The following is a 25,739-nucleotide window of genomic DNA, read 5'->3' as shown; positions in this document are numbered from 1 at the left end:
GACATGGCAAAAGTACTTGTATTCATTGACAACCCCGGCCGGGCCCTCAAGAAGAGCAGCCTGGAACTGCTGACAATCGCCCGCTCGCTGGGTGAGACGGCCGTCGCCGTCAACGGCGCGCTGAACGACGACGTCGTAGCCGCCCTGGGCGCCCACGGCGCCACGGCCGTCTTCCGTCCGTCGTTCGAGGACCTCGACGCCTACCTGATTGGTCCCAAGGCCGCCTACCTTGCCGGTGCCGTTGCGGCTTCGGGCGCCACCACCGTGCTCCTGGAGAACTCGTTCGACGGCAAGGAGATCGCAGCCCGGCTTGGCATCAAGCTCGGCGCGGGTGTCATCACGGACGTCGTAGGCGTTGAACCTGACGGCACTGCCCACAAGTCCGTCCTGGCCGGGTCCTACACCACCACGGCCAAGGCCACCACGGCCGTTTCCGTGCTGACGGTCAAGCCGAACAGTGTCACGCCGGATCCCGCCGCTGCGGCAGCGAGCCCGGAAGTCCTCACCGTTGACGTTCCGGACTCTGCCACGGCCGGCGCTGCCCGCATTACCGGACGCAAGGACAAGCCCGCCAGCGGCCGCCCGGACCTCACCGAAGCCCGGATCGTGGTGGCAGGCGGTCGCGGCGTGGATGGCGACTTCGGCCCGGTGGAGGAGCTTGCCGACGCCCTCGGTGCTGCCGTGGGTGCTTCCCGCGCCGCTACGGACGCCGGCTGGATCGGCCACGATGCGCAGGTGGGCCAGACCGGCAAGACCGTTTCCCCCCAGCTGTACATTTCGGCCGGCATCTCCGGCGCGATCCAGCAGAAAGCCGGCATGCAAACCGCCAAGGTCATCGTTGCCATCAACAAGGATGCCGAGTCGCCCGTCTTCGAAATTGCCGACTTCGGGATCATCGGGGATCTCTTCCAGGTCCTTCCGCAGGCGACTGAAGAGATCAAGAAGCGCAAGGGCTGATGATTTGAGCACCAACGCCACGGCGCAAAGCCCGTTCAATCCGGAACACCACCGGATTGAGCGGGTCCTTTGTTTTACCGCCCACCCGGACGACATCGACTTTGGTGCCGCCGGAACCATCGCAGCCTGGACCAGGGCCGGGGTTGAGGTGAGCTACTGCATCATGACCGACGGCGACGCCGGCGGCTTCGATCCCGCGCAGCGCGAGGAGATAGTGGCCATGAGGGCCGAAGAGCAGCGCCGCGCCGCCGCCCTGGTCGGCGTGACGGACATCCACTACCTGCACGAGCGGGACGGCTACCTGGAGCCCACGCACGAGGTGATGAGGGGAGTGGTGAAGCTGATCCGTGAGATCCGGCCCGACGTCGTTCTTTCCATGCATCCTGAACGCAACTGGAACCGCATCCAGAAGAGCCACCCGGACCACCTGGCCGTGGGCGAAGCCGTCACCCGGGCGGTTTATCCTGCCCTGGAAAACCCTTTCGCCTACCCCGACCTTGCCGAAGCGGGGCTGGCGGCCTACAAGCTACCGTGGCTGTGGTTGTTTGCCGGGCCGGAGGAACGGGAAAACCACTTCGTTGACGTCACTGCCCACGTGGACAACAAACTTGAGGCCATCCACGTGCACGCCAGCCAGCACCCCGACCTTGAAGCGATGGACCGGACGGTCCGGGGCCTTATGCTGGCCGCCGGCGAACGGGCCGGATTGCCTCCCGGACACAGCGCCGAGGCCTTCCACGTGGTCTCCGTTAACGGCCAAGGGACAATTGCGGGTTTCTAGCGCTGCCTCGCGGAGGACTAACTGAGCCGTGCCGCCGCGTAGGCCTTGATTCCCTCGAAAAGGTAGGGAGCCAGGCCTGCGCGGCTCTTGTCGTAGAAGGCAGTAAACCGGGGGTCCTCGACGTACATCCGGCCAAGGCCGACGTAGCCTTCGGCGTCCGGGGTCCAGCTGGCGCAAACCCACTTGTAGTGCCGGTCGACGACGGCCTGTACTTCCGGCGCTGCGGCCTGCAGTCCGGCGTCGAAGCAGCGCGCCAGCTCCTCGTTGATGTCCTGTGCTTCCTGCATGAACGCCTTTTTGGCGGCGTCGCTCATCGCGGCGTGACGTGCCTTGCTGTCCTCAACGGCCTGGTCGCCCCAGCGCTGCCGGGCCTCTTCCTCGTACGGGTTGTTGTCGAAATCCTTAAAGATTTCCTCGGCGGACATGGTGTCTCCTTGTCTTAGCGCTGTCATGGTGGCGTCCACGGTGGCGGCCATCCGCCCGAGGCGGTCGTGTTCAGCCAGCAGCCATTCACGGTGCACGGCAAGTGCCTCCAGCTGGCTGGTTTGTCCGGCGAGGACGTCGGCGATGGCCTCGAGGCCGAGGCCCAATTCGCGAAGCAGGAGAATCCGCTGCAGCCGGAAGAGCTGCTCCTGGCCGTAATATCGGTAGCCGTTCTGCCCGGTGTAGGCGGGATCCAGGATCCCCAGCTGGTGATAGTGCCGGAGGGTGCGGGACGAGACTTTGCTCAGCCGCGCAACCTCGGCAATGGACCAGCTGCGGTGCTCCTCCTGCTTCATTCCTTCATCGTAGAAGTTGACGTTGCGTCAATGTCAATACGCGCAGCTGTGACGGGTAGTGCTTAAAGTCCGCGGCCTGCCGGTGCACGCCAGTGTGGCGGCACCGGCAGGCCGGTTTGGAAAACAGCGTCCGGCTAGGCTCCGAGCGGAGCCGCGGCAACGGTCGGCAGAGTTGGCGACGCGGAGCCGCCGACCGGTTCAACGGTGATGCCCAGCGCTGCTGCCGAATGAATGCCCTTTACGACGGCCGGTTTGGACAGTGCCTCTGCGTCCATGAGCCCCTGCGAAACCGGTGCCGAACCGTCCTTGGGAATCAGCCACATCTGGTACACCTTGCCGGCAGGAGGAGCCGGGACACCGTTCATCTTGACCACGACTGCGTCCTTGGAGGTCGAAATGGCCACGGTGGCCGTGCCTCCGCCGCTAACATCGACGGTTGCCTCCCGAACGTCCTGGGCCTGGAGCACCTGGTTGAGTGGATCGTTCTGGTTGGCCACATATGCGCCCACTCCCACGCCACCCAAGGCGATGACAGCGGCCGCAGCCACGCCCACCAGCCAGTTGCGGAGTCCCGGTGCCCGGCGCCGCTCCTCGCGGCGTACGCGGGCCGCACCGAGTTCATCGGAGATAGGTGCCCGGCCCGGTTCCCGAGCATGTCCGTGGAACGGGGGAGTAGAGACGGGAATGGTGCCCGGCTGTGACGGAAGCTGACCCTGGGGCTGCGCGGGCAGCTGTGCCAGGATGCGGTCGAACAGCCCCGCCGGGGGTTCCTCCTCGGCAGTAAAGGTAACGGCCAGCGTTTCGCGTGCTTGCCGCACGCGCTCATCGAACGCCTCCCGTTCCGGCGCCGGCGCGGTCGAGATGTAATCCTCAATGGCAGAACGCTCGGCAGGGTCCACGGCGTCCAGGGCATACACTTCCGCCAGTTCCACGGCCCGGCCGGAGGCCAGGTCCGTGGCGATATCATGGGCAAACATTCCGGAGGAACGGCTGCTGTTCGGTTGGTTCATGTCGGTCATCTCAACTCACCCCCAGACAGGTCTTCAAACGGATCAGTCCATCGCGGATGCGGGACTTGATGGTGGGCACGGCGGTGTTCAGTTTCTCCGCGACTTCGCGGTACGTCAGCCCGCCGTAGTAGGCCAGCCGGACGGACTGCTGCTGCGTCTCCGTGAGGGTGTCCAGACACCTGACCACGGCCTCGGCTTCCAGCCTGCTTCCGACCTCATCCGAGACGGAGTCATGGTCAATCTCCTGGCTGCTGGCCCCGTACTTGGCCTCTCTGTCGGTGGACGACTGGGAGGACCTCACCTTGTCCACCGCCCGGCGGTGCGAAATAGTCATCAGCCAGGCCAGCGGACTGCCGGCCTCCGGATTGAACTTCGCCGCGTTTTGCCAGACCTGGAGGAACACTTCCTGGGTGGTGTCCTCACTGAGCTCAGGGTCGATCAGGACGCGGCGGGCCATGCCGAACACACGCCGTGACGTCAATTCGTAAAACTCCGCAAAGGCCCCTTGGTCCCCGTCGGCGATTCGAGCCAGCAGGTCGCCAAGCCGGCGGTTCACGTCGGCCGAAGTGCCAGGGGAAGCAGTGGCCTCTGGGTTTGGGGCGTTGGGAGTTTCCATCACTCCCAAGCATAAGTCAGCAGGGGCGCTTGGAATGTCGCGGTGGGTCTCCGGGCTACGGGTCTGGGACCGGCGGACCTGCAATGTAGTCACCTGCCGCTCCTCGCAATCCTGTGGTTGGCCCGGGTTGGCCTCTACAGGTAATTCGGAGTGCAAGCGGGGATGGATGGGCGGCGATTTCTGCAAATTGACGGGCCGTCGGGGCGGGCGGGCGGGCGGGCGGACGGCCCCGGGTGCTGCCCCGCTAGAGTTTGGCGCCGGCGAAGCCGTTTTGCCGCCAGGCCTCAAAGACCGCGATCGACGCCGCGTTGGCAAGATTCAGGGACCGCAGGGACGGCAGCATGGGAAGCCGCACCCGGGACGTCACATGCGGATCGTTCTTGAGTTCCGCCGGAAGTCCCACAGATTCCGGTCCGAAGAGAAGGACGTCGCCGGGGAGGTAACTGATATCCGCGTAGGAGGTTTCGCCGTCGGACGTGAACGCATAGACGCGCTCAGGCTGCAAAGCCTCCCAGGCGGCCTCGATGCTTTTGTGCACCGTCACGACGGCGAGGTCGTGGTAGTCCAGGCCGGCGCGGCGAAGTTTGGCGTCGGAAAAATCAAAGCCCAGAGGCTCCACGAGGTGCAGTTCGGCGCCCGTGATGGCAGCCAGGCGGATGGCGTTGCCCGTATTGCCGGGAATTTCAGGAGTGTGGAAGAGGATGCGGAACACCGTCCCATCCTAGCCACTTCGGGCCCTAGTGCATCCCGCGCAGCAGTCTGGCGAGGACGGGGACATTGACCGTGTTGGGGGCAGGCCCGGAGCCCAGGAACTCCTTGAGGCCCCGGACAAGTCCGGCCCCGTTGACCACCTGGACGGTTTCATGCCCGCGGTGCGAGCGCCTGTGGTGGTCGATCACCGGTTCATGAAGGTTGCCGTCGGGACTGTGGATGACAGTCCACCCCGTTACGTTGAGCTCCGGGAAGATGTCCTGCATGCGCCGCACGATGTGCGCCAGCTGCGGCGGCGCAATGGCCCGGCCGCCGTGCGTCAGCGTGGTTCCGTTCCAGGCGTAGGCTCCCTTGGGCAGCAGCATGGATCCGATCAGGGCCAGCCGGTAGCCGGACAACAGCGCGTGGTCGATGTGGCTGTTGTCCGCGGGCGACTGCAGCCCGTTGATCAACCTGGCTGCCGGAATGGCCGGGAGGATCTGCCTGCTGATCAGCTGGACGGTCCGCATCTCCCGCTGGATCCGGGCTTCCGCTCCGAAGATACCCCGTTTACGGGGCATGCCGTGGACCTGCCGGGCGGCAAGCTCCTCCGGAATCAGCGGCACGTTGCCGGACTCCGGATGCTCGAACGGCGGAACGTACACGGGCGGATCGCCTGCCGTGTTCCGCGGCGTGTTGGGCCGGTGGACGGTTGCCGACGCGCGGCTCCCGGCTGCCGGCGCATCGAAATGGGCGCCCTCCGTGGCTGCCGTGCCGGGGGTCCCGTGCGCGTACGAGCGGTCATAGGCGGCGCGACGCTTCGGATCTATCAGCGTCTCGTAGGCCAGCGTCACCTGCCGGAAGACGGCGGCATCCCCGCCATGGTCGGGATGTGCCCGGCGGGCCGCCTTGCGGTAGGCCACTTTGATCTCTTTGTCCGTCGCCGTCACAGGAAGACGAAGGACCTGGTAATGGGAGCTGCTGCCCTGGGTCAAACACTGATCCTTTTCTTGTAGGTTCCAGTCCACTCAGGCAGTCCGGTCCGCCCAGTTTAACCGTGCATAGGCTCAACGTCCGCGCCCGCGGCCATGGTTCCCGCTGCTGGCATAATTCAGCGCATGATCATCGCCGTTGCCATCAACCCCCGGGCTTCTTTCGGCGGCGCACAGCGCACCGGCGACACGGTGGCGGCCTACTTCCGCGCCGCCGGGGCGCGCGTCATCGTGCTGCGGAAGGCCAGCTATGAACGGCTTGCAGCAGCGGTGGGCAAGGTGCTGGCTTCAGGTTGCGATGCCCTGGTTGTTGTGGGCGGTGACGGAATGGTCCACCTGGGCATCAATGCGCTCGCCGAGTCCGGCGCCCCCTTCGGCACTGTGCCGCTAGGCATCGTTCCCAGCGGCACCGGGAACGACATGGCCCGTGCCCTGGGCCTTCCCTTGAATGACGCAGTTGCCGCCTGTGACCGGATATGGTCCGCAATGGAGGCGGGCGGCCGCCTCATCGATGCCGGGCGGATTACCGGCAACGGCACAAGCCGCTGGTTTGCCGGAGTTGTATCCGCCGGGTTCGATGCCGCCGTTAACGAACGCGCCAACTCCTGGCGCTGGCCCCGCGGCAGGAGCAGGTATAACCTGGCCATGCTCCGTGAACTCGCCACCTTCAAGGCCATCGACTACGCGGTGACCGCTGACGGGGAAACCTGGCGGCAGGGAGCCATGCTCATCTCGGTGGCGAACGGGCAGTCCATCGGGGGCGGCATGAAAGTTACCCCGGACGCCTTGCTGGACGACGGATTCCTGGATCTGTTCATCGTCAAACCACTGTCCCGCCTGCGGTTCCTTGCCGTCTTCCCGAAGGTCTTTACCGGCCGCCATACCGGGCACCAGGCAGTGCACATCCGGCAGGTGCGCCGGGTTGAGCTTTCGGCGGGAGGCGTCGTTGCGTATGCCGACGGCGAGAGGGTGGGCCCGCTGCCGCTGACTGTGGAGGTGGTGCCCGCTGCCATCAGGGTGCTGGCCTCGCCGTGACGACATGCCGGCCGGACGGTCTAAACTCTTGCGGAGGACCGGCCGGAGCAGTGCCGCCGGCAGACCGTATGTGGGGGCAATGTGCAATCGACGGGCAGGGGACCCGCTGCGGTCCGGACGGGACGAGTACCCGGGGCGACCCGGGCGATGGCTTTGCCGCTGACCCTGGCCCTGGTGGTGGCCGCGCTCGCTGGATGCAGCGTGGGCGTCCCGGATCCTGCAGCCCCGAGTGACGTCCGGACCACGCCCGCGCTGGCAACGCCTACCATTACCCCGGGCTACGATGCGGCTGCGGTGGCGGCGAAGGACCTTCCGCTGACGGCCGGAGACTCGCTGGCCGCAGGAGTTGCCGTCGGCCTTTCCGACGGACTCCGCGAGGCGCCGGGGTGGAAGACAATCAAGGAGAACGTAGCGGGGGAGAACCGCTACCTTAAAGCCGACGGATGCCTGGTCTCGGCGCGGGTCCGTGTGAACCAGGCGGCGCTCGCCGTGGCCGGTGATGACAGGGCCTCCACGGTTGAACTGTTCAAATATCTGGATTCCACCATCCTGCCCGGCTACCTGAAGACCGATACCCTGCGCTGGGGCGGTGAGCCGGATAAGCCCGGGCCAAAGGCAGAAGTGCTGGCCTTCGAGGGTGGATCTGCGCCAGGGGGAAGATCGAACGCAGTGCTGGCCCGGCTCTTTGCCACAGCTGGTTCGTCCGTCTACATCTCGCTCTCGTGTCCTGACCCGGCCGCGCTCGCGGCAGCCCGTGCGGACGTGGCGGAACGACTGGTGGTCGTTCCGCCTTCAAACTGATCCGGCTGCTGAGCTGCGGCACTACGGCCTGCGGGAACTCCTGGGTGACAGCCGGTTGAGGGCGAGCGCGGCCACGAGCAGGCCGAAGTCTCGAAGCGCGACATCAAAGAAACTGCCCAGGAGCAGCAGGTTGATGATGATCCCCAGCAGCCACACGGCCACGAGTATCGATCCGAAACGCGGCCGGACTGCCACCGCGATGCCGGCCACCACTTCAACGACGCCGACGATGTACATGATCGTCTGGGCCGGGAGCGGCACCACTGCCGTTGCTACGGGCGCCAAATACATGGTCCAGTCGGCCAGGAGGTTGGTGAATTTGTCGAGGCCGAAAATGACCGGTGCGACCGTGAACACCGTGCGAAGCAGCAGGAACGCCTGCCTCCCCGGTTCCGACGCCAGCGCGGTGCCCGGCGCATTTAGTACAGCGGAAGATTTCATGACGACTCCTTCTAAAAGTAGGTATTCTGATTTTAGAAACCTTTGCGCCATTAAGCAATGAATCTTGTTTTTAGAGTTAGGGTGTTCCATGCGCAGACTTCCCTGGGCCCGCCGGATCGCGGCCGTGGCATCGCTGGGCGATGAGAACCGCCGGAGACTTTTCGGATTTATCGCCGCATCGTCCCGTCCGGTGGGACGTGACGAAGCGGCCGCTGCGCTGGAAATCCCGCGAAGCACGGCGTCGTTCCATCTGGACAGAATGGTGCAGGACGGTGTCCTGGCCGTCGAATTCCGCAAGCTCGGCGGCAAGGCCGGGCCCGGCTCCGGCAGACCGGCGAAAATGTACCGGCCGGCGCAGCCGGAAGTGGGGGCGTCCGTTCCTGACCGCAACTACGATCTCGCCGGTGAACTGATGGCCACCGCCATCGAACGGTCGAGTGCTGCCGGAGAACCTGTCCGGGAAGTGTTGCTGGCCACCTCATATGCGAAGGGCCTGGCGATGGCGGAGGGGAGTGGAAGCCTCGAGGAATTCCTCTCGGCGGAGGGCTACATGCCGAATCCGGACGGGGGCGGCGGCTTTGTCCTTGAAAACTGCCCGTTCCACCGGCTGGCAGACGGCCATACGGAGGTGGTCTGTGCCATGAACGGCGCTTTCCTCTGCGGCGCGGCCGCCGGCTGTGGTGTTGAGGAAAGGCGGATAGCAGGGAACACAACACCGGGCCAGTGCTGCGCCAGGGTTACGCCGCCCTGATTGCCGGGGACCGTTTTGGCCGGCTCGCCAGCAGGACGCCGGCTATGACAAGCAGGCCCCCGATGGCCTGGGGCAGGCTGACCGGAATGCCCATCATGACCGTGATGGCCGCCGTGAACACAACGATCAGGTTCAGGTAATTGCCGGCGGTGGCCGGTGCCGTCGTTTTGAGTGCGAGGTTCCAGCACAGATACGCCCCCAGCGAGGGGAAAGCGGCGATGTACGCGATCGACCACCGCTCGGCTGCGGTCGAGGGGAACCCGGCTCCAGCTGCGAGCGCGACCGGAGCGAGGAGGGCCGTCGCCATCACCACCTGCACAGCCGTGGCCGCAATGGCCGGCAGCCCAAGCCGGCGGGAAATGATGGTATAGAAGCCCCACACCGTGATCGCCCCGATCATCAACAGCTCGCCAAAGTTGAACGTAATGCTGAACACCCGCTGCAGTTCGCCGCGGGTCAGTACCAGGAGCACGCCGGCGAGGCCCAAAGCTATGCCCAGCCAGCCGAAGAGGCCGGGCCTTTCGCCGAGAATGAAAATGGCCATCACCACGATGAGCGCCGGATTAGCGGCAGTGATTAGCGAAGCATTGAGCGCCGAGGTGTGCTGCAGGGCAATGTACAGCAGGAGCGTGTAGCAGCCCATGCCCAGGACGCTCAGGAGCAACAGCACCCGCCATCGGCCAAGGACAGCGCGCCAGTCCGGACGTTCCACGAAGTGGGCCAGCGCAACGAGCGGAAGGGCGGCCAGCGCCCACCTCCAGAAGGTGAGTTCGAGCGGCGTCATGGTGTTCACGGCGGCCTGCCCCACCACGAGGTTGCCGGACCAGAACAGGGTGGCCAGCACCAGGTATATCGAGGCTTTCACCGCTCGAATCTACACCGGTGCCTGAGCGAGCGGGCTGGCCGCGGCTAGAATTGGGATGTGTCCGTCTACCTCGATCATGCCGCCACCACGCCTATCGCCGCCGAGGCATTGGCGGCACTCACCCGCGAACTCGCCCGGACCGGGAACCCGTCGTCGCTGCACGGCTCCGGACGACGTGCCCGCCGCTCGGTGGAGGACGCCCGGGAGTCGATTGCTGCCGCAGCCGGAGCCCACCCCTCGGAGGTCATCTTTACCTCTGGCGGCACGGAAGCCGACAACCTGGCTGTGAAGGGCCTGTACTGGGCCCGCCGCGGCGAAAACCCGAGGCGCACGCGGATCCTGTGCTCCGCCGTCGAGCATCATGCTGTCCTGGACACCGTCGAGTGGCTGGAACGGCACGAGGAGGCGGAAGTGTGCTGGCTGCCCGTGGATTCCCGCGGAGTTATTGACCTCGATGTGCTGAAGTCCGAGCTCTCCCGGGATCCGGAGTCCATCGCCCTCGTCACAGTGATGTGGGCCAACAACGAGGTGGGCACCATCCAGCCGGTGCCCGAAGTGGTTGAGATGGCCCATGCCGTGGGCGTGCCGGTCCATTCCGACGCCGTCCAGGCCTTCGGTTCCGTGCCGGTGGACTTCCGGGCCAGCGGGCTGGATGCCATGTCCGTCTCCGGTCACAAGATCGGCGGCCCCGTCGGCGTCGGCGCCCTCCTGCTGGGCCGTTCCGTCAAGCTGACTCCGGTGCAGCACGGCGGCGGCCAGGAGCGAGATGTCCGCTCCGGGACGCTGGATACTGCGTCGATCGCCGCTTTCGCCGCTGCGGCGGAAGCTGTGACCAAGGACCTCCCGCAGGAGGCTGCCCGGATCGCCGGGATGCGGGACAGGCTGATCGCGGGCGTACGGGAGGCAATCCCGGACGCCGTCCTGCGCGGAGCTCCGGGGGACGGCCGGCTCCCCGGCAACGCGCACTTCACTTTTCCTGGTTGTGAGGGCGACTCCCTGCTGTTCCTGCTGGACCTTGCGGGCGTGGAGTCCTCCACCGGCTCCGCCTGCACCGCCGGTGTGCCGCGGCCTTCTCACGTCCTGCTGGCCATGGGGCTGGATGAGGAGACTGCGCGGGGCGCGCAGCGTTTCTCCCTGGGCCACGCATCAGTGGAGGCCGACGTCGACGCGCTCCTGGCAGCGCTGCCGGGTGCCTATGAACGGGCCCGCCAGGCAGGGATGGCAGGGCACGAATCAACCATCCAGACGGCTGCGACAGTCGCTCGTCAATCCGCCAGGAGCTGATCAAGCGCGGCTGAGGGATCGGCCAGGCGGCCCGGCTTGATGGTTGCCCGGCTGGAGATCAGGGCCTTGATGGCTTTCTGCGTGCGCGGAACGTTGACATTCATACCGGCCACCACCCGGCCCTCGTGCTGCCAGAAGGCGATGAATTCCTTGCCTGCCAGCGTGCCCCGGATGACCGGCTCGGCGCCCGCCGCCAAAGCGGGGAAACCCGAGTACTCCATGCTGATGTCGTACTGGTCGGTGTAGAAGTACGGAATCGTGGCCAGCGTTGCCTCCTGTCCGAGCATGGTTTTCGCGGCGATCTTGCCGCCATTGAGCGCATTGGACCAATGCTCGCTGCGGTGGTGCTGCCCGGTGAACGGATGCAGGGCGTTGGCTACGTCCCCCGCTGCGAAGATGTCAGGCGCGCTTGTCCGCAGGGAGGCGTCTGTCAGTATTCCGTTGTCAATGACCAGCCCTGCCGCCTCCGCGAGCGAAGTGTCCGGTGCGACGCCTACGGCCACCACGACCACGTCGGCGGGCAGTATCTCTCCTGTTCCTGTGACCACCGCGGTGACGCGGCCGGCGTCGCCCCGGAGTTCAGCCGCGGTGGCACCGAGGCGGAACCGGACACCGTTGGCTTCGTGGAGCGAGCGGAAGAACGTGCCCAGTTCGGGTCCGATTGCGGCGGCCAGCGGGATGTCCTCAAGCCCAAGCAGCGTCACCTGGTTGCCGTAAGCGGTGGCCGCCGCCGCAAGTTCCATTCCGATCCAGCCGGAGCCGATCATGACAACGTTCTTTCCGCCCGGCGCTAGCTGCTCCCGCAGGCGGCGGCAGTCATCCAGGGTCCGGAATGTGGCCACGCCGTCCAGCCCGCTCCCTGGCAGGCGGACATGTCGGGGGAGTGCGCCCGTGGCCAGCAGGAGTGCGTCATAGCCCACGGACTCACCGCTGCTGAGATGTACCGTGTGCGGGCCGGGGTCGACGGCGGCGACCGTCACGCCCAGGCGGAGGTCGACGTCGTTCTCTGAGTACCAGGCCTCCGGTGCCACCGGGATGGCGTCCTCGCCCGCCTTGCCGAGCAGGTACTCCTTGGAAAGCGGCGGCCGGAAGTACGGGTGGTGCAGTTCGGCGCCGATGAGGCTGATCCGGCCCTGGTAGCCCTCGCTGCGCAGGGTCCGGGCTGCGGTGGCCCCAGCCAGGCCCGCCCCGGCGATCACAATGCTTTCGATGGTGCGTTCGACAGTCATGGTGCCGCTCGATTCCGGAAATGCCGGCGCCTCTTGCCGGCTGGTTCTAAAAATAGTAATCCTGACGATAGAAGGCCCCGGCATGGCAGTCAAGGGGTACTGAGGTGACTTCCGGGCACCCTTTTGCGAGGCAGTAGAATAGATGGGCATGCAGTGTGTCCGCCGGTGCGGCAATGGGCCGGCCACGAGCGCGCTGCTGCAGCACCACCAAACCTCCCCCTATAGAAAGCCAGCATGCGAGTTCTTGCAGCCATGAGCGGCGGAGTCGATTCCGCCGTTGCCGCCGCCCGCGCCGTCGAGGCCGGACACGACGTCGTCGGTGTCCACCTGGCGTTGTCCCGGATGCCCGGAACACTCCGTACCGGCAGCCGAGGGTGCTGCACCATCGAGGATTCCCGTGATGCCTGGCGCGCCTGCGACGTTCTGGGCATCCCTTATTACGTGTGGGACTTCTCCGAGCGGTTCAAAGAGGATGTGGTCCAGGACTTCATTGACGAATACGCCGCCGGACGCACCCCGAACCCCTGCATGCGTTGCAACGAACGCATCAAGTTTGCTGCGCTGCTCGAAAAGGCAATCGCCCTGGGCTTCGACGCCGTCTGCACCGGCCACTATGCCAAGGTGATCACCGACGCCGACGGTAACCCTGAACTCCACCGCGCAGCCGACTGGGCGAAGGACCAGAGCTACGTGCTCGGTGTCCTCACCCACGAACAGCTGAAGCACTCCATGTTCCCGCTTGCGGACACGCCGTCCAAGGCCGAAGTCCGCGCCGAAGCGGAACGCCGCGGGCTCTCTGTCGCCAACAAGCCGGACAGCCATGACATCTGCTTTATCCCGGACGGCGATACGGCCGGCTGGCTGGCCGAGAAGATCGAGATGACCACCGGCGATATCGTGGATGAGGCCGGCACGAAGGTCGGCGAGCACCCCGGCGCCAACGCGTTCACCGTAGGCCAGCGCCGGGGACTCAAGCTGGGCACCCCCGCCGCCGACGGCAAGCCGCGGTTCGTACTGGAGATCCGCCCGAAGGAGAACAAGGTGGTGGTGGGACCGGAAGCGCTCCTGGCCATCGATGAGATCCGCGGCATCAAGGTCTCCTGGGCCGGACTTCCGATTGCGGAGGTCGCCACCGGCGACGAGTTCGACTGCCATGCCCAGGTCCGCGCCCACGGCGATCCCGTCCCGGCGACGGCCCGCATGGAACGGCTGACGGACGACGACGGCGCGGAGCGGACGAACCTTGTGGTCACTCTGGCCACTCCGCTGCGCGGAGTAGCTCCCGGACAGACCGTGGTGCTCTACCAGGGAAGCCGGGTCCTGGGGCAGGCCACTATCGACACGGCGCGCTCGCTGCAACGCGCAGCCCTCTGACAGAACGGGCTTTCCCCGTCCTGCGTCGCGCGCCGCCGTAGTCAATCATGCCTGCGACCGCAATAATTGAGGCCTGGGGAACCAGACTTGACGCAGACCATCCCTTCACCAGGTATGGCTGCAAAGTTCAGGAAAGCGGGCCCGCTATGGTCTCTGCAGCGCTCGGAATCGGGCATGGCCTCGAGATGGTTGCGCTTACTGCGCTCGCCGAAGGCCCCTTCACCCGCAAATCAGGAAAACCGCTCACCACCAGCATCCGCGTTCCCGTGGAGAGGCTCGTCAACGGCCCGGTTGGAGCACGCCTCGCGCTGCGGGTGCGGGCTCCCGGAGCTGACGGGCCCCGGCCTATTTCCCTGTCCGTCGACCGCAACGAATGGTGCATTGACGACCAGCCCGCCCCGGCCGGGCTCGATGAGTTGCTGGCCGACAGCCGGTTTTTGGCCCAGCATGTCTATGCGGTGGCGACGGCCACTCTCCAGGCCTTTGAAGTGACCCTGGGCCGCCGGATGGGATGGGCCTCGGGCCACCGGCTGGTCATTAGTGTCTACGACAAGGTCCCGTACGCCTCCACCGGCTACGACCGCGAGCGCGGCCTGATCCGTTTCGGGCACAGAACCGACGACCGTTCCAAGCGTTCCGTCCCGCTGGCGCTGTATCACGACCTCGTGGCCCATGAAGTGACGCACGCGGTCCTTGACGGTTACCGGCGCCTGTGGACGGACGGCGACGCGTTGCTTGACGGGTATGCCATGCACGAATGCATAGCGGATCTCGTGGCAATGCTGAGCGTGTTTTCATCCCCCGAGCGGGTGGAACAACAGTTATCAGTGGCCGTTCCGGGCCCTGACGGCAGGCGGGGCGGCGTAGCCGCCCGGAACATGGAAAAGGAAGTCCTGGCGTCCGGGCTCTTCGGGCTGGCGGACGGACTGTTCTCCCGCGGCGCCGCCCGTAGGCCGCTCGACATGGACGTGCCGTTCGAGTGGCGGCTGGATCCGGAACCACACCGGCGGGGCGAGATCGCCGTGAAAGCGGTGCTGGACGCCGTCGTCAAACTCTGGCTCCAGCGGCTGGAAAAGCCGGGCGGCCGCTCGAGCCGCTACCAGGTGGCCGAAGCCGGAGCGCATCTTGGGCACCAGATGCTTGGGATGGTGCTGCGGGGGCTCGCCTACATGCCGCCGGTGGACCCGGGCTGGGAGGACTTGCTACGCGGAATCCTCGCAGCCGACGCAGTGCTGGTGCCGACGGACATGATGGGGTACCGGCAGGCCGTGCGCGACGCCTTTTGGGACATCGACCTTTCCACGGAACCCGATGAACTACTGGACGGGCTGAAGCATCTTCGCGATCTGCGCTACCCGGTCCGGTTGTCTGCGCTGGCCGCCGATCCCGAGGAGGTCAACCGGTTCATGTGGGAAAACCCGCGTTTGATCGAGGCAGCGGGCATCGACCAGGACACGAGCACCGTTGTGAGCCGGGTGCGCCCCAGCACACGCGTGGGACCGGATGGTTTCGTCGTCTCCGAAATCGGCGCCTCCTACGTGCAGTCAGTCACCATGTCGAAATCCGAAGCAAGGAACAAGCTTGGCCTCCGGGTGGACAGCGACTACTACACGGTACGTGGCGGGGGTCTGCTGCGTTTCGATGAGGGCGGACGGCTGTGTTTCGCCGCGCTCAAGCCGGTCATGGACGCGGAGTGGCAGCAGGAAAAACTGGAAACCATCAAACGGGAAGCAGGGGTAAAAATGCCGACGGCAACGTACCACCCGGAGGATGAACGCCGGGAGTGAGCCTGTGTCAGCTACCCCTCTCCGTCAGCTTCCCCACGGAGCTTTCCGTGCCGCCGTCGAGCCTTCCAGCTGGGCCACCTGGTCGAACCCGCCGGCCCGGAGGCCTTTGCTGACCAACTTGAGCAGGTCGGCCCGGCCCAAAGTGCCGTCGCCTGTGACGGCCTTGATGAAGTTGTACGTGAAGGCGCCGTTGTAGCGTCCGTCGAGGAAGGCATCGGCGGCCGTCTGGTCGGCCCGGCAGGCAGCCAGGAGGACCGGCTTGACGCCCCTGCCGGCCTTGACCAGGTCCCGCAGTGCCCTGGTGTCGCTGAACTCGGTGGCGGCAACGCCGCGGGCTGTCGGTGCCGGCAGGAAGCGGGGCCGCCGCCCGGGCAGGAGGTCCAGTGATTTCAGGCCCGTGCCGCTGTGGCATGTGTCCAGTACGACGTCCATGAGCACGCCGTCAGGCAGCCGGGCAAAGAGGGTGAACAATTCGTCGTCCGAAATGACGGTGCCCGGGTCCCATGAATCGCCGGTGTTGTTGATGTCGTAGCAGGCGAAGGCCTCGTCCAGCCGGTCCGCCTCGTCGTCGCTGGTGTCCGGAATCTGCGTCCCATGGCTGGAGAAAGTGAAGACGATATGCTGCAGTTCGCCTGCGGCAGCGCGGTCCATCATCGAATTGAGCTGCGCCATCACCTGCCCCTTCGTGGCCTGGGAATCCAGCAGCACAGAGATCTCCGTGGGAGCGAACCCATACCCGGCCTGCAGCAGTCCGGCGAGGTCCCGGGCGTCGTTGGCGCAGCCCTGCAGCCAGCTGGATTTCGGCAGATGTTGAAATTCGTTGATCCCTACACAGAGGGCGGCTTTGCTCATGATGTGTTCCTTTAGCCGGGTAGGGCAACTCTATTCCCGGGAGGAACGCTGTTCAATGGAAATCACCGAGGGTGTTTCGCAATCGTTCCGCCGGAGGCTGATCCGGCCTGAATCCTGAAGAAAACGATAGTTTTGCCCCAATCAGGTAAATTTTGTGTCTCATCTCACAGGTTGTAACGATTCATCGCGCCGTCGTCTGATTGAATCGTGTGATCAGGACAACGTCCCGCCCACCGAGTCCAACTGATCCAGTTGCGTGGCGGCACGCGTGTACTCATCGAACAGAAAGTCCACAGATGGCAATGAACAAAAAGGCCCTGCACAGCGCTATCGCGCTCGCGGGTGTTTCCGCGTTTGCACTGACAGCCTGCACAGGTCCGTCCGGCGGCGGCGGAACTTCCACCGGCAGCGCCGGAGGCGGAACCATTACCTACGGCACCACGGACAAGGTCGTTACCCTCGATCCTGCGGGCTCGTACGACGCCGGTTCCTTCATGGTGATGAACCAGATCTACCCGTTCCTGCTGAACGCCAAGCCCGGCACGGCGGACGCCACACCCGATATCGCAGAGTCCGCGGAATTCACGAGCCCCACGGAGTACACCGTCAAGCTCAAGTCGGACCTCAAATTTGCCAATGGACACGCGCTCACCTCCTCCGACGTGAAGTTCTCCATCGACCGCGTGGTCAAGATCGCGGACGACAACGGCCCTGCCTCGCTCCTGGGCAACCTGGAGTCGGTTACCGCCAAGGACGACTCCACGGTGGTCTTCAAGCTCAAGGCCGGTAATGACCAGGTCTTCCCGGGCGTCCTTGCTGCCAATGCAGGACCCATCGTCGATGAAGAGGTCTTCCCGGCGGACAAGCTCATGAGCGACGACGAAATCGTCAAGGGCAAGCCGTTCGCCGGCCCCTACACGATCGAGAGCTACAAGAAGAACGAGCTTGTGAGCCTGAAGGTCAACCCGGACTACAAGGGCCTGCTGGGCAAGCCCGCCAATGACGGCGCGAGCATCAAGTACTACGCCGATTCGAACAACCTCAAGCTCGACGTCCAGCAGGGCAACATCGACGTTGCCGGCCGCAGCCTGACCGCTACGGACGCCGCTGACCTTGAAAAGGACTCCAAGGTCACCGTCCACAAGGGTCCCGGCGGCGAGCTGCGCTACATCGTGTTCAACTTCGACACCATGCCGTTCGGAGCGAAGACCGCCGAGGCAGATCCCGCCAAGGCGCTCGCCGTCCGCCAGGCCATGGCGAACGTCGTTGACCGCGACGCGATCGCAACCCAGGTCTACAAGGGCACCTACCTGCCCGCGTACTCCGTAGTCCCCGACGGGTTCGTCGGAGCCATCCAGCCGCTCAAGGAAATGTACGGCGACGGCAGCGGCAAGCCCAGCCTGGACAAGGCCAAGAAGGCATTCTCCGATGCAGGCGTAACGGCCCCGGTCAACATCAAGCTGCAGTACAACCCGGACCACTACGGCAAGTCCTCAGGTGACGAATACGCCATGATCAAGGAACAGCTGGAGAAGTCCGGCCTCTTCAAGGTGGACCTGCAGTCCACCGAATGGGTGACCTACAACAAGGACCGCACCAAGGATGTCTACCCGGTCTACCAGCTGGGCTGGTTCCCGGACTACTCGGACGCGGACAACTACCTGACCCCGTTCTTCGTGCCGGGCAACTTCCTCAAGAACCACTACGAGAACCCGGCCGTGACGGACCTGGTCGCCAAGCAGTTGACCACGGTGGATAAGGCAGAGCGCGAGAAGGTGCTGGGTGACGCGCAGACGGCAGTTGCCAAGGATCTCTCCACGCTGCCGCTGCTTCAGGGCGCCCAGCTCATGGTCGCCGGAAAGGACGTCAAGGGTGTTGAAAAGACCCTGGACGCATCCTTCAAGACCCGTCTTGGCGTGATTTCCAAGTAGGTCCATTCCCCATCCGGTCCTGACCAGCCCAAAAGGCGGGGCGCCACGGCGTCCCGCCTTTCGTGCTGAGGCAGGGCAACAGATTCCGGGGCTCACGAGGCTGCCGGAAGCACACATTTAGGTACCAATGACAACACTTATCGAGGCGCCGCCAACCGACGCCGACGGCCTGCTGCCGTCAAAGAAGAAGTCGTCCGGCGGGGGACTGGGCCAATACATCCTGATCAGGTTCCTCCTGATTTTTCCAACCATCCTGATTCTGGTCACGATGGTGTTCTTCCTGATGCGGATCACCGGTGACCCGATTACCGCCGCGCTCGGCGGGCGGCTCCCGCCCGAGCAGCTGGCCGAGAGGATCACCGCGGCCGGCTACGACCGTCCGATCCTCGTGCAGTACTTCGAGTACCTCGGGCAGCTGCTGACCGGCAATTTCGGCACGACACTCTCCGACAACCGCCAGGTCACGGAAATGCTGACCACCTACGGTTCCGCCACCCTTGAACTGACCATCAATGCGTTGCTGGTAGCACTGCTGGTGGGTATTCCGCTCGGCATGATCGCGGCGCACCGCCGCGACAAAGCACCCGACGCCGTGCTGCGCATCTTTGCGATCCTTTGCTACGCAACGCCGGTGTTCTTCTCGGGCCTGCTGTTCAAGCTGACCTTCTCCGTATGGCTGGGCTGGCTCCCCGTCGCCGGACGGGCCAAAACCTCCAGCGAACTGGAGCTCACCGCCCTGCAGGCGCCCACGGGGATCTACTGGCTGGACGCAATCCGCAGCGGCAACATGGCCGCCCTCGGTGACGTCATGGCACATGCTGTGCTGCCCGCCCTTGCCCTCGGACTGTTGACGGCCGGCATCTTCCTGCGCCTGGTCCGCACCAACGTCATCGGCACGCTCGGCAAGGACTACGTGGAAGCAGGCCGTTCACGCGGCGTCAGCGAATTCCGCCTGGTGACCAAGCACGCCTACAAGCCTGCCCTTATTCCCATCATCACCGTGATGGGCCTGCAGATCGCGGTTCTGCTCGGCGGTGCGGTGCTGACCGAAACAACCTTTGAATGGAAAGGCCTGGGCTTCCAGCTGGCCACCTACCTGACGGCCCGTGACTTCGTGGCTGTCCAGGGCATCGTGGTCCTCCTGGCAGTGATCGTGGCCGTGACCAACTTCATCGTGGACATTGTCGCCGCGCTGATCGACCCCCGCGTGAGGTACTGACATGAGCACCGATTCCCTGGCGACTACCTACAAGGATCCGCGGGCCTCCTGGTTCCGTCGCCTGCCCGTCGTCTCGCATTTCAACAAGAGCGTCGGCCTGCAGCGCGGAATGCTTGTCACCGGGCTCGTCCTGACGGGCATCTTCCTTCTCACCGCCATTCTTGCGCCGCTCATCGCCCCCTACGGCTTCTCGCAGATCTCCGACGCCGACGGCGGGTTCCCCGCCCAGCAGGCACCGGGCGGAAAGCACCTCTGGGGCACCACCGTGGGCGGCTACGACGTCTTCTCCCGGGTTGTCTGGGGCGCGCAGACCGCCGTCCTGGTGATTGTGGTGGCCGTGGTCATGTCCATCTTCATCGGTGTGATCCTGGGCCTGGTCAGCGGCTACATCGGGGGCTGGCTGGACCGCATCCTCGTGGTGATCGCAGACGCCGTCTACGCCTTCCCGTCCCTCCTGGTCGCCATCGTGATGGCGATTGTCATCAGCGGCGGTCGGTCCAATCTGTGGGGCGGCATTGTGGCGGCGGCAATTTCGATCACCGTGGTGTTCATCCCGCAGTACTTCCGGGTGATCCGGGCGGAAACCATCCGCCTGAAGGCTGAACCCTTCGTGGAATCGGCGAAGGTGGTGGGAGCGTCCAACGTCCGGATCATGAGCCGCCACATCTTCAAGAACGCCACCCGCACCCTGCCGCTGATCTTCACGCTCAACGCTTCGGAAGCCATCCTGACGCTCGCAGGCCTGGGCTTCCTGGGCTTCGGCATTGAACCGACGTCAGCCGCTGAGTGGGGCTTCGACCTCAACAAAGCCCTGGCGGATACCACCTCAGGCATTTGGTGGACGGGCGTGTTTCCCGGCCTGGCAATTGTGCTGACTGTTCTGGGACTCACGCTCGTGGGCGAAAGCATCAACGATCTGAACGATCCGCGCCTGCGCGGGCGAAAGAAGGCAGTCTCCGCCAAGGGCGGGCCGGATTCAACCGCAGGCGCGCAGGCAGCGATCCAAGCAGAAGTGAGAAGTTCATGACCCTCAACATAGACAAGCGCGGCACCGGTCCTGTCCTGGACATAGACCACCTGAAGGTCACGTTTGCCACCGACGCAGGGGATGTCTACGCCGTCAAGGACGTCAGCCTCGAGGTCAACCCGGGCGAAGTCGTGGCAATCGTCGGCGAGTCCGGTTCGGGCAAGACGGTAACCGCCAAAACGATCCTGGGCCTGCTTCCGGAAACGGCGATCAGTTCCGGTGCGGTCCTGATCAACGGCAACAACGTGATCAGCGTCAGCCCGGCCAAGCTCCGGCAGATCCGCGGCCGGGACGTCGCCATGGTGTTCCAGGAACCGTCCACGGCGCTGAACCCGGTCTTCACCGTGGGCTGGCAGATCGCCGAAGGCATCCGCGCCCACGCCCACGGCAAGGGCGGGCGGGTATCAGCAAGGGAAGCTAAATCCCGTGCGATCGACGCGCTCCGGAAGGTGGGCATCCCGGATCCCGAAAACCGCGTTGATTACTATCCCCACCAGTTTTCCGGAGGCCAGAAGCAGCGTGTGGTCATCGCGGCCGCGCTTGCCCTCAACCCGGGGCTGATCGTCGCCGATGAACCCACCACAGCCCTTGACGTCACGGTTCAGGCGGAGATCCTGCAGCTGTTGAGGGACCTGCGGGACAAGTACGGCACCTCGATCGTGTTGATCACCCACAACATGGGGGTGGTGGCCGATCTCGCCGACCGGGTGGTGGTGATGTACCAGGGTGACGTCGTCGAGGAGGCAACCGCCAAGGTCCTGTTTGCCGAGCCGAAGCAGGAGTACACGCGCAAGCTCCTGGCCGCTGTTCCGCACCTGGGCAGGAATTCCGCCTCCCAGGGAATGACCGAGCGGGCCCATCAGGACCGGAAGGTCCTGGTGGAAGCGAAGGGCCTGACCATCGAATACCCCGGCAGGCTGGGCAGCCCCGGCTTCAAGGCCGTGGACGGCGTGAGCTTCACGCTGTCCGAAGGCGAGGTCTTCGGTCTGGTCGGTGAATCGGGATCCGGAAAGACCACCATCGGACGCGCCATCGCGGGCCTTAACCGCACCACGGGCGGCAGCCTGAAGGTGCTGGGATACGAGATGCTGAACCTCAAGGAACGGACGTTCAAGCCCCTCCGGAAGGAGATCGGCTTCGTGTTCCAGGATCCGGCCGCGTCCTTCAACCCGCAGCTGACCATCGGTGACTGCGTTGCCGAACCGCTCATCATCCACAGCAATCCCACGCCCGCCCAGGCGCGGAAACGAGTGGGCGAACTGCTCGAATCAGTGCAGCTGCCGGCGGCCTACGCTGAACGCTTCCCGCACGAGCTCTCCGGCGGGCAGCGTCAGCGCGCGTCACTCGCCAGGGCGCTCATCCTGAACCCGAAGCTGCTAATTGCAGACGAGCCCACGTCGGCCCTGGACGTTTCCGTCCAGGCCGTGGTGCTGGAACTGTTCAAAGACATCCAGGCTGAGTTCGGGTTCGCCGCGCTGTTCATCAGCCACGACCTCGCGGTGGTGGACATCCTGTCCCATTGGGTTGGTGTGCTCTACAAGGGAAAGCTCGTGGAACAGGGGCTTGGCACCCAGGTGATGGGAACTCCCCGGCATGACTACACGCGCCGGCTCATCGCGTCGCTGCCCGTGCCTGATCCGGACGAACAGGCCAAGCGCCGGGAAGCGAACCGCTCGCTGCTCGCCGGTTAGTTCCATTCCGTGGTGGTGATGCCCGCCGTCCAGTCCGGACGGCGGGCATTTCCGTCCCCCAGGCAACGTTGCGCGGACGCTTAACAGCCACGGGGAATTGGCGGGGTGCCCATAGACTGGAATCATGACCGAGCAGAACCAAGACCTTCCAGACGCCGATTCCTACGACCCCGCAGCCAGTTCATTGGCCGGACAGGTGGACCAATCGGTCATGGCGGAACTGCTGTCTATCCGGTCCAGCATCGACAATATCGATGCCACCCTTGTCTTTCTCCTGGCCGAGCGGTTCAAGGCCACCCAGAAGGTGGGCTTCCTCAAGGCGGCGCACAAACTGCCCGCCGGGGACCCCGGCCGGGAAACCGCCCAGATTGCACGGCTGCGCCGCCTTGCCGAAGAGGCGCACCTGGATCCGGCCTTTGCGGAGAAGTTCCTGAACTTCATCATCAGCGAGGTTATCCGGCACCACGAAGCCATTGCCGAAGACCACCAGGCGGCCGAGAACAACGGAACGGCTGTAAGCCGGCCGGTCCTTTCCTCGCCCGCCCCCTCCGCCGTAGACGCCTAGGCCATGCCCGAATCGCAGGTAACTGCCACCGCCCTGGGGCCGTGGCCGGGTGAGGACCCGCTGGAGGCAACGCGGATCATCCGCGGCGAACTCGGCAGCCCGCACTTGCCGTTCCTCGTGGAGCTTCCGGACCGCGGAGTCGGCTCGGATGCGCTCGGCAGGACGGCTTCGCTCCTGGTGGACCTCTCCGTGGACGTCCAGCCCTACGGTTGGCGGATCGTGGATCGGCCGGGCAAGGACCTCATGCGGGCGAAGTCGGCGCTCTCCACGGACATCAACATCCTTGCCGACGTTGCCGGGACCGAAGACAGTCCGGCGGGGGACTTCAAGGTCCAAGTGCGCGGACCACTCAGCCTGGCCGCCGGGCTGCACCTCCACAACGGCGAACGTGCCCTGTTGGACTACGGCGCCCGGCGCGACATTGCAGAATCGCTGGCGGCCGGTGTTGGCGATTTCCTGGCACGCATCCGCACGGCCGTGCCCGGGGCCCGGCTGGTGGTCCAGGTCGATGAACCCGATATTGCGGCAGTCCTCGCCGGCACGATTCCAACCTCCAGCGGCTACCGGACCTTGCGCGCTGTGCCGGGCCGGGAAGTGACAGAGTCGTGGCGGTTGGTCATTGATGCCATCAGGGCCGCCGGTGCCGCCGAAACGGTCATCGCGGTTGCCGAAATTGAGGCGCCTTTCGAGCGCATTCTCGCGGCAGGGGCGGACGGGATAGCAGTTCCGCTCAAGGCGCTGACATCCCGCCAATGGGAACAGCTCGCCGGTGCGGTCGAGGCCGGGAAGAGCCTGTGGGCCGGCGTGCTGCCCGCCGGCCACCCCGCTGCTTCCCTGCCGCGCGTCCAGGAAGCCGTGGAGAGTGTGTGGCGGCCCTGGCGGCAGCTTGGTCTACCGGCTTCCTCGCTCGGTTCAATCCGGGTGACGCCATCCGAGGGGCTGTCCGGGCACACACCGTCCTCCGCCACCGCGGTCCTGGTCCGCCTCACCCAGGTGGCGGACGGGCTCAACCAGCTGGCACTCGGCTAAACGCGGCTTTCCCACCTGTCCGGCCGGGCGTAGCCCGGGAGGTGGCCAGGTGTCGTGGCGGCGCCCGGATAGGAACGGAGCCGGTAGTCGAAGCTCCCCGCATAAACCAGGACAAGTCCCAGCTGCGGCTGGATCACCTTGACCTGGATCCGGTGCTTGCCGCTTTCGCCCTCCGACGGTTCCCACCACTGCTCCGCGAAGGCCTTGGCATCCAGTGCCGCCGGCAGCGGGATGCGCAGCGGGCCCAGGAAGAGCCGGGACGCTTCGGAGACGCCGCGGAGCCGGCCTTCAGCGGTCACGCTGAGGTTGAGGTCGGTGACGAGGCGCCGGTAGCGGCCGACGTAGTCCACGAGTCCCGGGCTGCTTCGGGACTCATCAAAGCTGGTGGTGTCGTGGAACAACCGGGTGCGGCCGGGAAAGTGGATCTCGCGCCTGGCGGTCAGGCTTGACCGGCCGAACGGATCGAGGTGCGCGTGGTTTTCGATCCGGAAAGGAATGCGCTCACCGTACTCCGGGAAGAACGCTTCCTCCCCGGCGGTCAACCGCAGCAGCGGGCGGAGCCACGTCTGCCGGCACCCGACGACGTCGAACACCCCCTCTCCGACGCCATAGCGTCCGGAGCCGGGGGCGAGCGAGAAGTATTCCTGGAGCTCGGGCTGCAGTCGGGCAAAGTCGCTGCCCAAGGCCCGCTCATAGATGGGGGTGTTCACAATAGCCTCCTGGTTTTCGACACGTGGGTCATAGTCTTCCTGCCGCTTTGAGCCGGATGTAGGCGTCCGCGAGCGCGGGTGGCAGCTGGTGGGGTTCGGCGTCCACGACTTCCACCCCCATTTGGCGCAGCTGGATGGCCACTGCCTCGCGTTCCAGCAGTGCCCGTTCGGCGGCTGCCGCGCGGAACACCTGTGCCGCCGTCGTCCGTTCCTTCTGCATCGTGCCCAGCATGGGGTCCCGCACGGAGGCGACCACCACCACGTGCTGCTGCGCGAGCTGCGCGGCCATCGGCAGCAGTCCTTCTTCCGGCGCGCCGCTGTCCAGCGGGGTCAGCAGCACCACCAGTGAGCGGTGCACGGATATCTGCCGGATCTGGCCCGGAACCTGGCTCCAGTCCAGCTCAATGAGCTCCGGTTCCAGCGGCGCCATGGCCTGCACGAGCTGCCCCAGCAGGTTACCTTTGGATGCGGATCCGGCCCGTCCGCGGATCCGCCGGTCGAAGGCGAAGAAGTCCACGCGGTCGCCGCCGCGTTCGGCGAGGACGGCCAGCAACAGGGCCGCCTCGATTCCGGTGTCAAGGCGGGGTTCGTCGTCGATCCTCGCCGCCGCCGTCCGGGAGGTATCGAGCATGATCACCACGCGCCGGTCCCGTTCAGGACGCCAGGTGCGGACGACGACGGCGGAGCGCCGTGCCGTGGCGCGCCAGTCAATGGAACGGACGTCGTCACCACGGACATAGTCGCGGAGGGAATCGAACTCGGTGCCTGGCCCTCTGATCTGGACCGCCGCTTTTCCGTCGAGCTCGCGCAGTTTACGGAGCTTGGATGGAAGATGGCGTCGCGAGTGGAACGGCGGCAGCACCCGGACGGAGCCAGGGCACGGAAGTGTCCGCTGCCGGGCGGCCAGCTGCAGCGGCCCGAAGGCCCGGAGAGTCACATGCGGTGCCTTGAGGTCGCCGCGCCGGGCAGGCGTCAGCAGAACCTTCATTCGCCGCCGCTCACCGGCCGGAACGTCCACGCGCTGGCGCGGATTCTGCGCACCGGCAGATGGCTGCCAGGCGTCCCGCACCAAGGCGCGGAGCGGACGTGAACCGGTATTCCCGATGGTCAGGACCGATTCGGCGCTGCCGGTCAGTGTGACGTTCCCGGGCAGGGTCCGGTCCAACGTGATTTTCCGGGGGGACGCGGCCATGGCGAGGTCCAGGAGCAGGACAGCGCACAGGACCAGGCAGACCAGCAGGACCGTGCCCCAGTCTGGAAACAGCATGATTGGCACCAGACCTGCCAGCGCCAGAAGTACGTACCGTCCCGATATAGCCATGG

At 65.5% G+C, this 25,739-nt stretch carries 25 protein-coding genes; 14 read left to right on the top strand and 11 right to left on the bottom strand.

The features are described from left to right. The first annotated feature begins 3 nt into the window (after positions 1–3). Complete coding sequence (locus JOE41_RS03700) at positions 4–957, top strand: electron transfer flavoprotein subunit alpha/FixB family protein (RefSeq protein WP_209750961.1); 954 nt, start codon at positions 4–6, stop codon at positions 955–957. Between the two features lie 4 nt (positions 958–961). After that, positions 962–1,738: a PIG-L deacetylase family protein gene (locus tag JOE41_RS03695; RefSeq protein WP_209750959.1), complete on the top strand. Its 777-nt coding sequence runs from the start codon at positions 962–964 to the stop codon at positions 1,736–1,738. 17 nt (positions 1,739–1,755) lie between these two features. Here the strand turns inward: JOE41_RS03695 and JOE41_RS03690 are convergent, their stop codons facing one another. The 5 genes from JOE41_RS03690 to JOE41_RS03670 form a co-directional block, all read right to left on the bottom strand. After that, positions 1,756–2,517 (bottom strand): MerR family transcriptional regulator, encoded by a 762-nt coding sequence (locus tag JOE41_RS03690; protein WP_209750957.1) that lies wholly within the window; start codon positions 2,515–2,517, stop codon positions 1,756–1,758. A 134-nt stretch (positions 2,518–2,651) separates the two neighbouring features. After that, positions 2,652–3,536, bottom strand: a complete 885-nt coding sequence (locus JOE41_RS03685) for an anti-sigma factor (protein ID WP_209750956.1) — start codon at positions 3,534–3,536, stop codon at positions 2,652–2,654. Position 3,537: 1 nt separating this feature from the next. Beyond that, positions 3,538–4,143, bottom strand: coding sequence for a sigma-70 family RNA polymerase sigma factor (locus tag JOE41_RS03680; RefSeq protein WP_011692577.1), 606 nt, complete (start codon positions 4,141–4,143; stop codon positions 3,538–3,540). A gap of 244 nt (positions 4,144–4,387) precedes the next feature. Then, positions 4,388–4,855, bottom strand: a complete 468-nt coding sequence (locus tag JOE41_RS03675; protein ID WP_011692576.1) for a tRNA (cytidine(34)-2'-O)-methyltransferase — start codon at positions 4,853–4,855, stop codon at positions 4,388–4,390. Between the two features lie 25 nt (positions 4,856–4,880). Next, positions 4,881–5,828: a J domain-containing protein gene (locus tag JOE41_RS03670; protein WP_209750954.1), complete on the bottom strand. Its 948-nt coding sequence runs from the start codon at positions 5,826–5,828 to the stop codon at positions 4,881–4,883. Between the two features lie 123 nt (positions 5,829–5,951). On the opposite strand from JOE41_RS03670, the gene JOE41_RS03665 reads away from it, so the two are divergent. Both JOE41_RS03665 and JOE41_RS03660 read left to right on the top strand, forming a co-directional pair. Beyond that, on the top strand, positions 5,952–6,860 hold the full coding sequence (locus JOE41_RS03665) for a diacylglycerol kinase family protein (protein ID WP_245200612.1): 909 nt from the start codon (positions 5,952–5,954) through the stop codon (positions 6,858–6,860). Positions 6,861–7,007: 147 nt separating this feature from the next. Then, positions 7,008–7,661, top strand: coding sequence for a hypothetical protein (locus JOE41_RS03660; protein WP_209750950.1), 654 nt, complete (start codon positions 7,008–7,010; stop codon positions 7,659–7,661). A gap of 21 nt (positions 7,662–7,682) precedes the next feature. Here the strand turns inward: JOE41_RS03660 and JOE41_RS03655 are convergent, their stop codons facing one another. After that, entirely contained in the window at positions 7,683–8,102 is a 420-nt protein-coding gene (locus JOE41_RS03655) for a hypothetical protein (protein WP_209750948.1), read from the bottom strand. Between the two features lie 88 nt (positions 8,103–8,190). On the opposite strand from JOE41_RS03655, the gene JOE41_RS03650 reads away from it, so the two are divergent. Then, complete coding sequence (locus JOE41_RS03650) at positions 8,191–8,853, top strand: metalloregulator ArsR/SmtB family transcription factor (RefSeq protein WP_209750946.1); 663 nt, start codon at positions 8,191–8,193, stop codon at positions 8,851–8,853. On the opposite strand, the gene JOE41_RS03645 is transcribed toward JOE41_RS03650, so the two are convergent. Continuing rightward, positions 8,840–9,718: a DMT family transporter gene (locus tag JOE41_RS03645; protein ID WP_209750944.1), complete on the bottom strand. Its 879-nt coding sequence runs from the start codon at positions 9,716–9,718 to the stop codon at positions 8,840–8,842. The two genes, JOE41_RS03650 and JOE41_RS03645, sit on opposite strands and share 14 nt — an antisense overlap. Before the next feature lie 57 nt (positions 9,719–9,775). On the opposite strand from JOE41_RS03645, the gene JOE41_RS03640 reads away from it, so the two are divergent. Beyond that, positions 9,776–11,002, top strand: a complete 1,227-nt coding sequence (locus JOE41_RS03640; protein ID WP_209750942.1) for a cysteine desulfurase family protein — start codon at positions 9,776–9,778, stop codon at positions 11,000–11,002. On the opposite strand, the gene JOE41_RS03635 is transcribed toward JOE41_RS03640, so the two are convergent. Next, positions 10,984–12,231, bottom strand: a complete 1,248-nt coding sequence (locus JOE41_RS03635) for an NAD(P)/FAD-dependent oxidoreductase (RefSeq protein WP_209750940.1) — start codon at positions 12,229–12,231, stop codon at positions 10,984–10,986. The genes JOE41_RS03640 and JOE41_RS03635 overlap by 19 nt on opposite strands. Positions 12,232–12,465: 234 nt before the next feature. Between JOE41_RS03635 and mnmA the strand changes: the two genes are divergently transcribed. Continuing rightward, a complete protein-coding gene (mnmA, locus tag JOE41_RS03630) occupies positions 12,466–13,605 on the top strand; it encodes a tRNA 2-thiouridine(34) synthase MnmA (protein ID WP_011692567.1) in 1,140 nt (379 codons plus the stop codon). A gap of 146 nt (positions 13,606–13,751) precedes the next feature. After that, positions 13,752–15,392, top strand: coding sequence for a hypothetical protein (locus JOE41_RS03625; protein ID WP_209750938.1), 1,641 nt, complete (start codon positions 13,752–13,754; stop codon positions 15,390–15,392). A 24-nt stretch (positions 15,393–15,416) separates the two neighbouring features. Here JOE41_RS03625 and JOE41_RS03620 read toward each other — a convergent pair whose 3' ends face one another. Continuing rightward, entirely contained in the window at positions 15,417–16,244 is an 828-nt protein-coding gene (locus JOE41_RS03620; RefSeq protein WP_011692565.1) for a caspase family protein, read from the bottom strand. A 296-nt stretch (positions 16,245–16,540) separates the two neighbouring features. Between JOE41_RS03620 and JOE41_RS03615 the strand changes: the two genes are divergently transcribed. The 6 genes from JOE41_RS03615 to JOE41_RS03590 all read left to right on the top strand — a co-directional run bounded on the left by JOE41_RS03615 (position 16,541) and on the right by JOE41_RS03590 (position 23,706). After that, positions 16,541–18,175, top strand: a complete 1,635-nt coding sequence (locus JOE41_RS03615; protein ID WP_209750936.1) for an ABC transporter substrate-binding protein — start codon at positions 16,541–16,543, stop codon at positions 18,173–18,175. Positions 18,176–18,302: 127 nt separating this feature from the next. Further along, positions 18,303–19,394, top strand: a complete 1,092-nt coding sequence (locus tag JOE41_RS03610; RefSeq protein ID WP_209750934.1) for an ABC transporter permease — start codon at positions 18,303–18,305, stop codon at positions 19,392–19,394. Position 19,395: 1 nt separating this feature from the next. After that, positions 19,396–20,421, top strand: coding sequence for an ABC transporter permease (locus tag JOE41_RS03605; RefSeq protein ID WP_209750932.1), 1,026 nt, complete (start codon positions 19,396–19,398; stop codon positions 20,419–20,421). Next, positions 20,418–22,112 (top strand): ABC transporter ATP-binding protein, encoded by a 1,695-nt coding sequence (locus tag JOE41_RS03600; protein WP_209750930.1) that lies wholly within the window; start codon positions 20,418–20,420, stop codon positions 22,110–22,112. The genes JOE41_RS03605 and JOE41_RS03600 overlap by 4 nt, the downstream gene beginning before the upstream one ends. A gap of 124 nt (positions 22,113–22,236) precedes the next feature. Then, positions 22,237–22,677 (top strand): chorismate mutase, encoded by a 441-nt coding sequence (locus JOE41_RS03595; protein ID WP_209750928.1) that lies wholly within the window; start codon positions 22,237–22,239, stop codon positions 22,675–22,677. Positions 22,678–22,680: 3 nt separating this feature from the next. Continuing rightward, the gene (locus tag JOE41_RS03590) at positions 22,681–23,706 is read left to right on the top strand and encodes a hypothetical protein (protein WP_209750926.1); all 1,026 of its coding nucleotides are present in this window, start codon (positions 22,681–22,683) and stop codon (positions 23,704–23,706) included. Here the strand turns inward: JOE41_RS03590 and JOE41_RS03585 are convergent. Then, a complete protein-coding gene (locus JOE41_RS03585) occupies positions 23,703–24,416 on the bottom strand; it encodes a DUF4166 domain-containing protein (RefSeq protein ID WP_011692558.1) in 714 nt (237 codons plus the stop codon). The two genes, JOE41_RS03590 and JOE41_RS03585, sit on opposite strands and share 4 nt — an antisense overlap. Before the next feature lie 28 nt (positions 24,417–24,444). Beyond that, positions 24,445–25,737 carry a DUF58 domain-containing protein gene (locus JOE41_RS03580; protein ID WP_209750924.1) on the bottom strand — a complete coding sequence of 431 codons (1,293 nt, stop codon included), beginning with the start codon at positions 25,735–25,737 and terminating at the stop codon, positions 24,445–24,447. Positions 25,738–25,739 lie beyond the last annotated feature (2 nt).

Origin of the sequence: Arthrobacter sp. PvP103, from assembly GCF_017833075.1 — a bacterium.
Classification (GTDB): domain Bacteria; phylum Actinomycetota; class Actinomycetes; order Actinomycetales; family Micrococcaceae; genus Arthrobacter.
The sequence above is the reverse complement of the archived record's forward strand: the minus strand, read 5'-3'. Positions and strand labels throughout refer to the sequence as shown.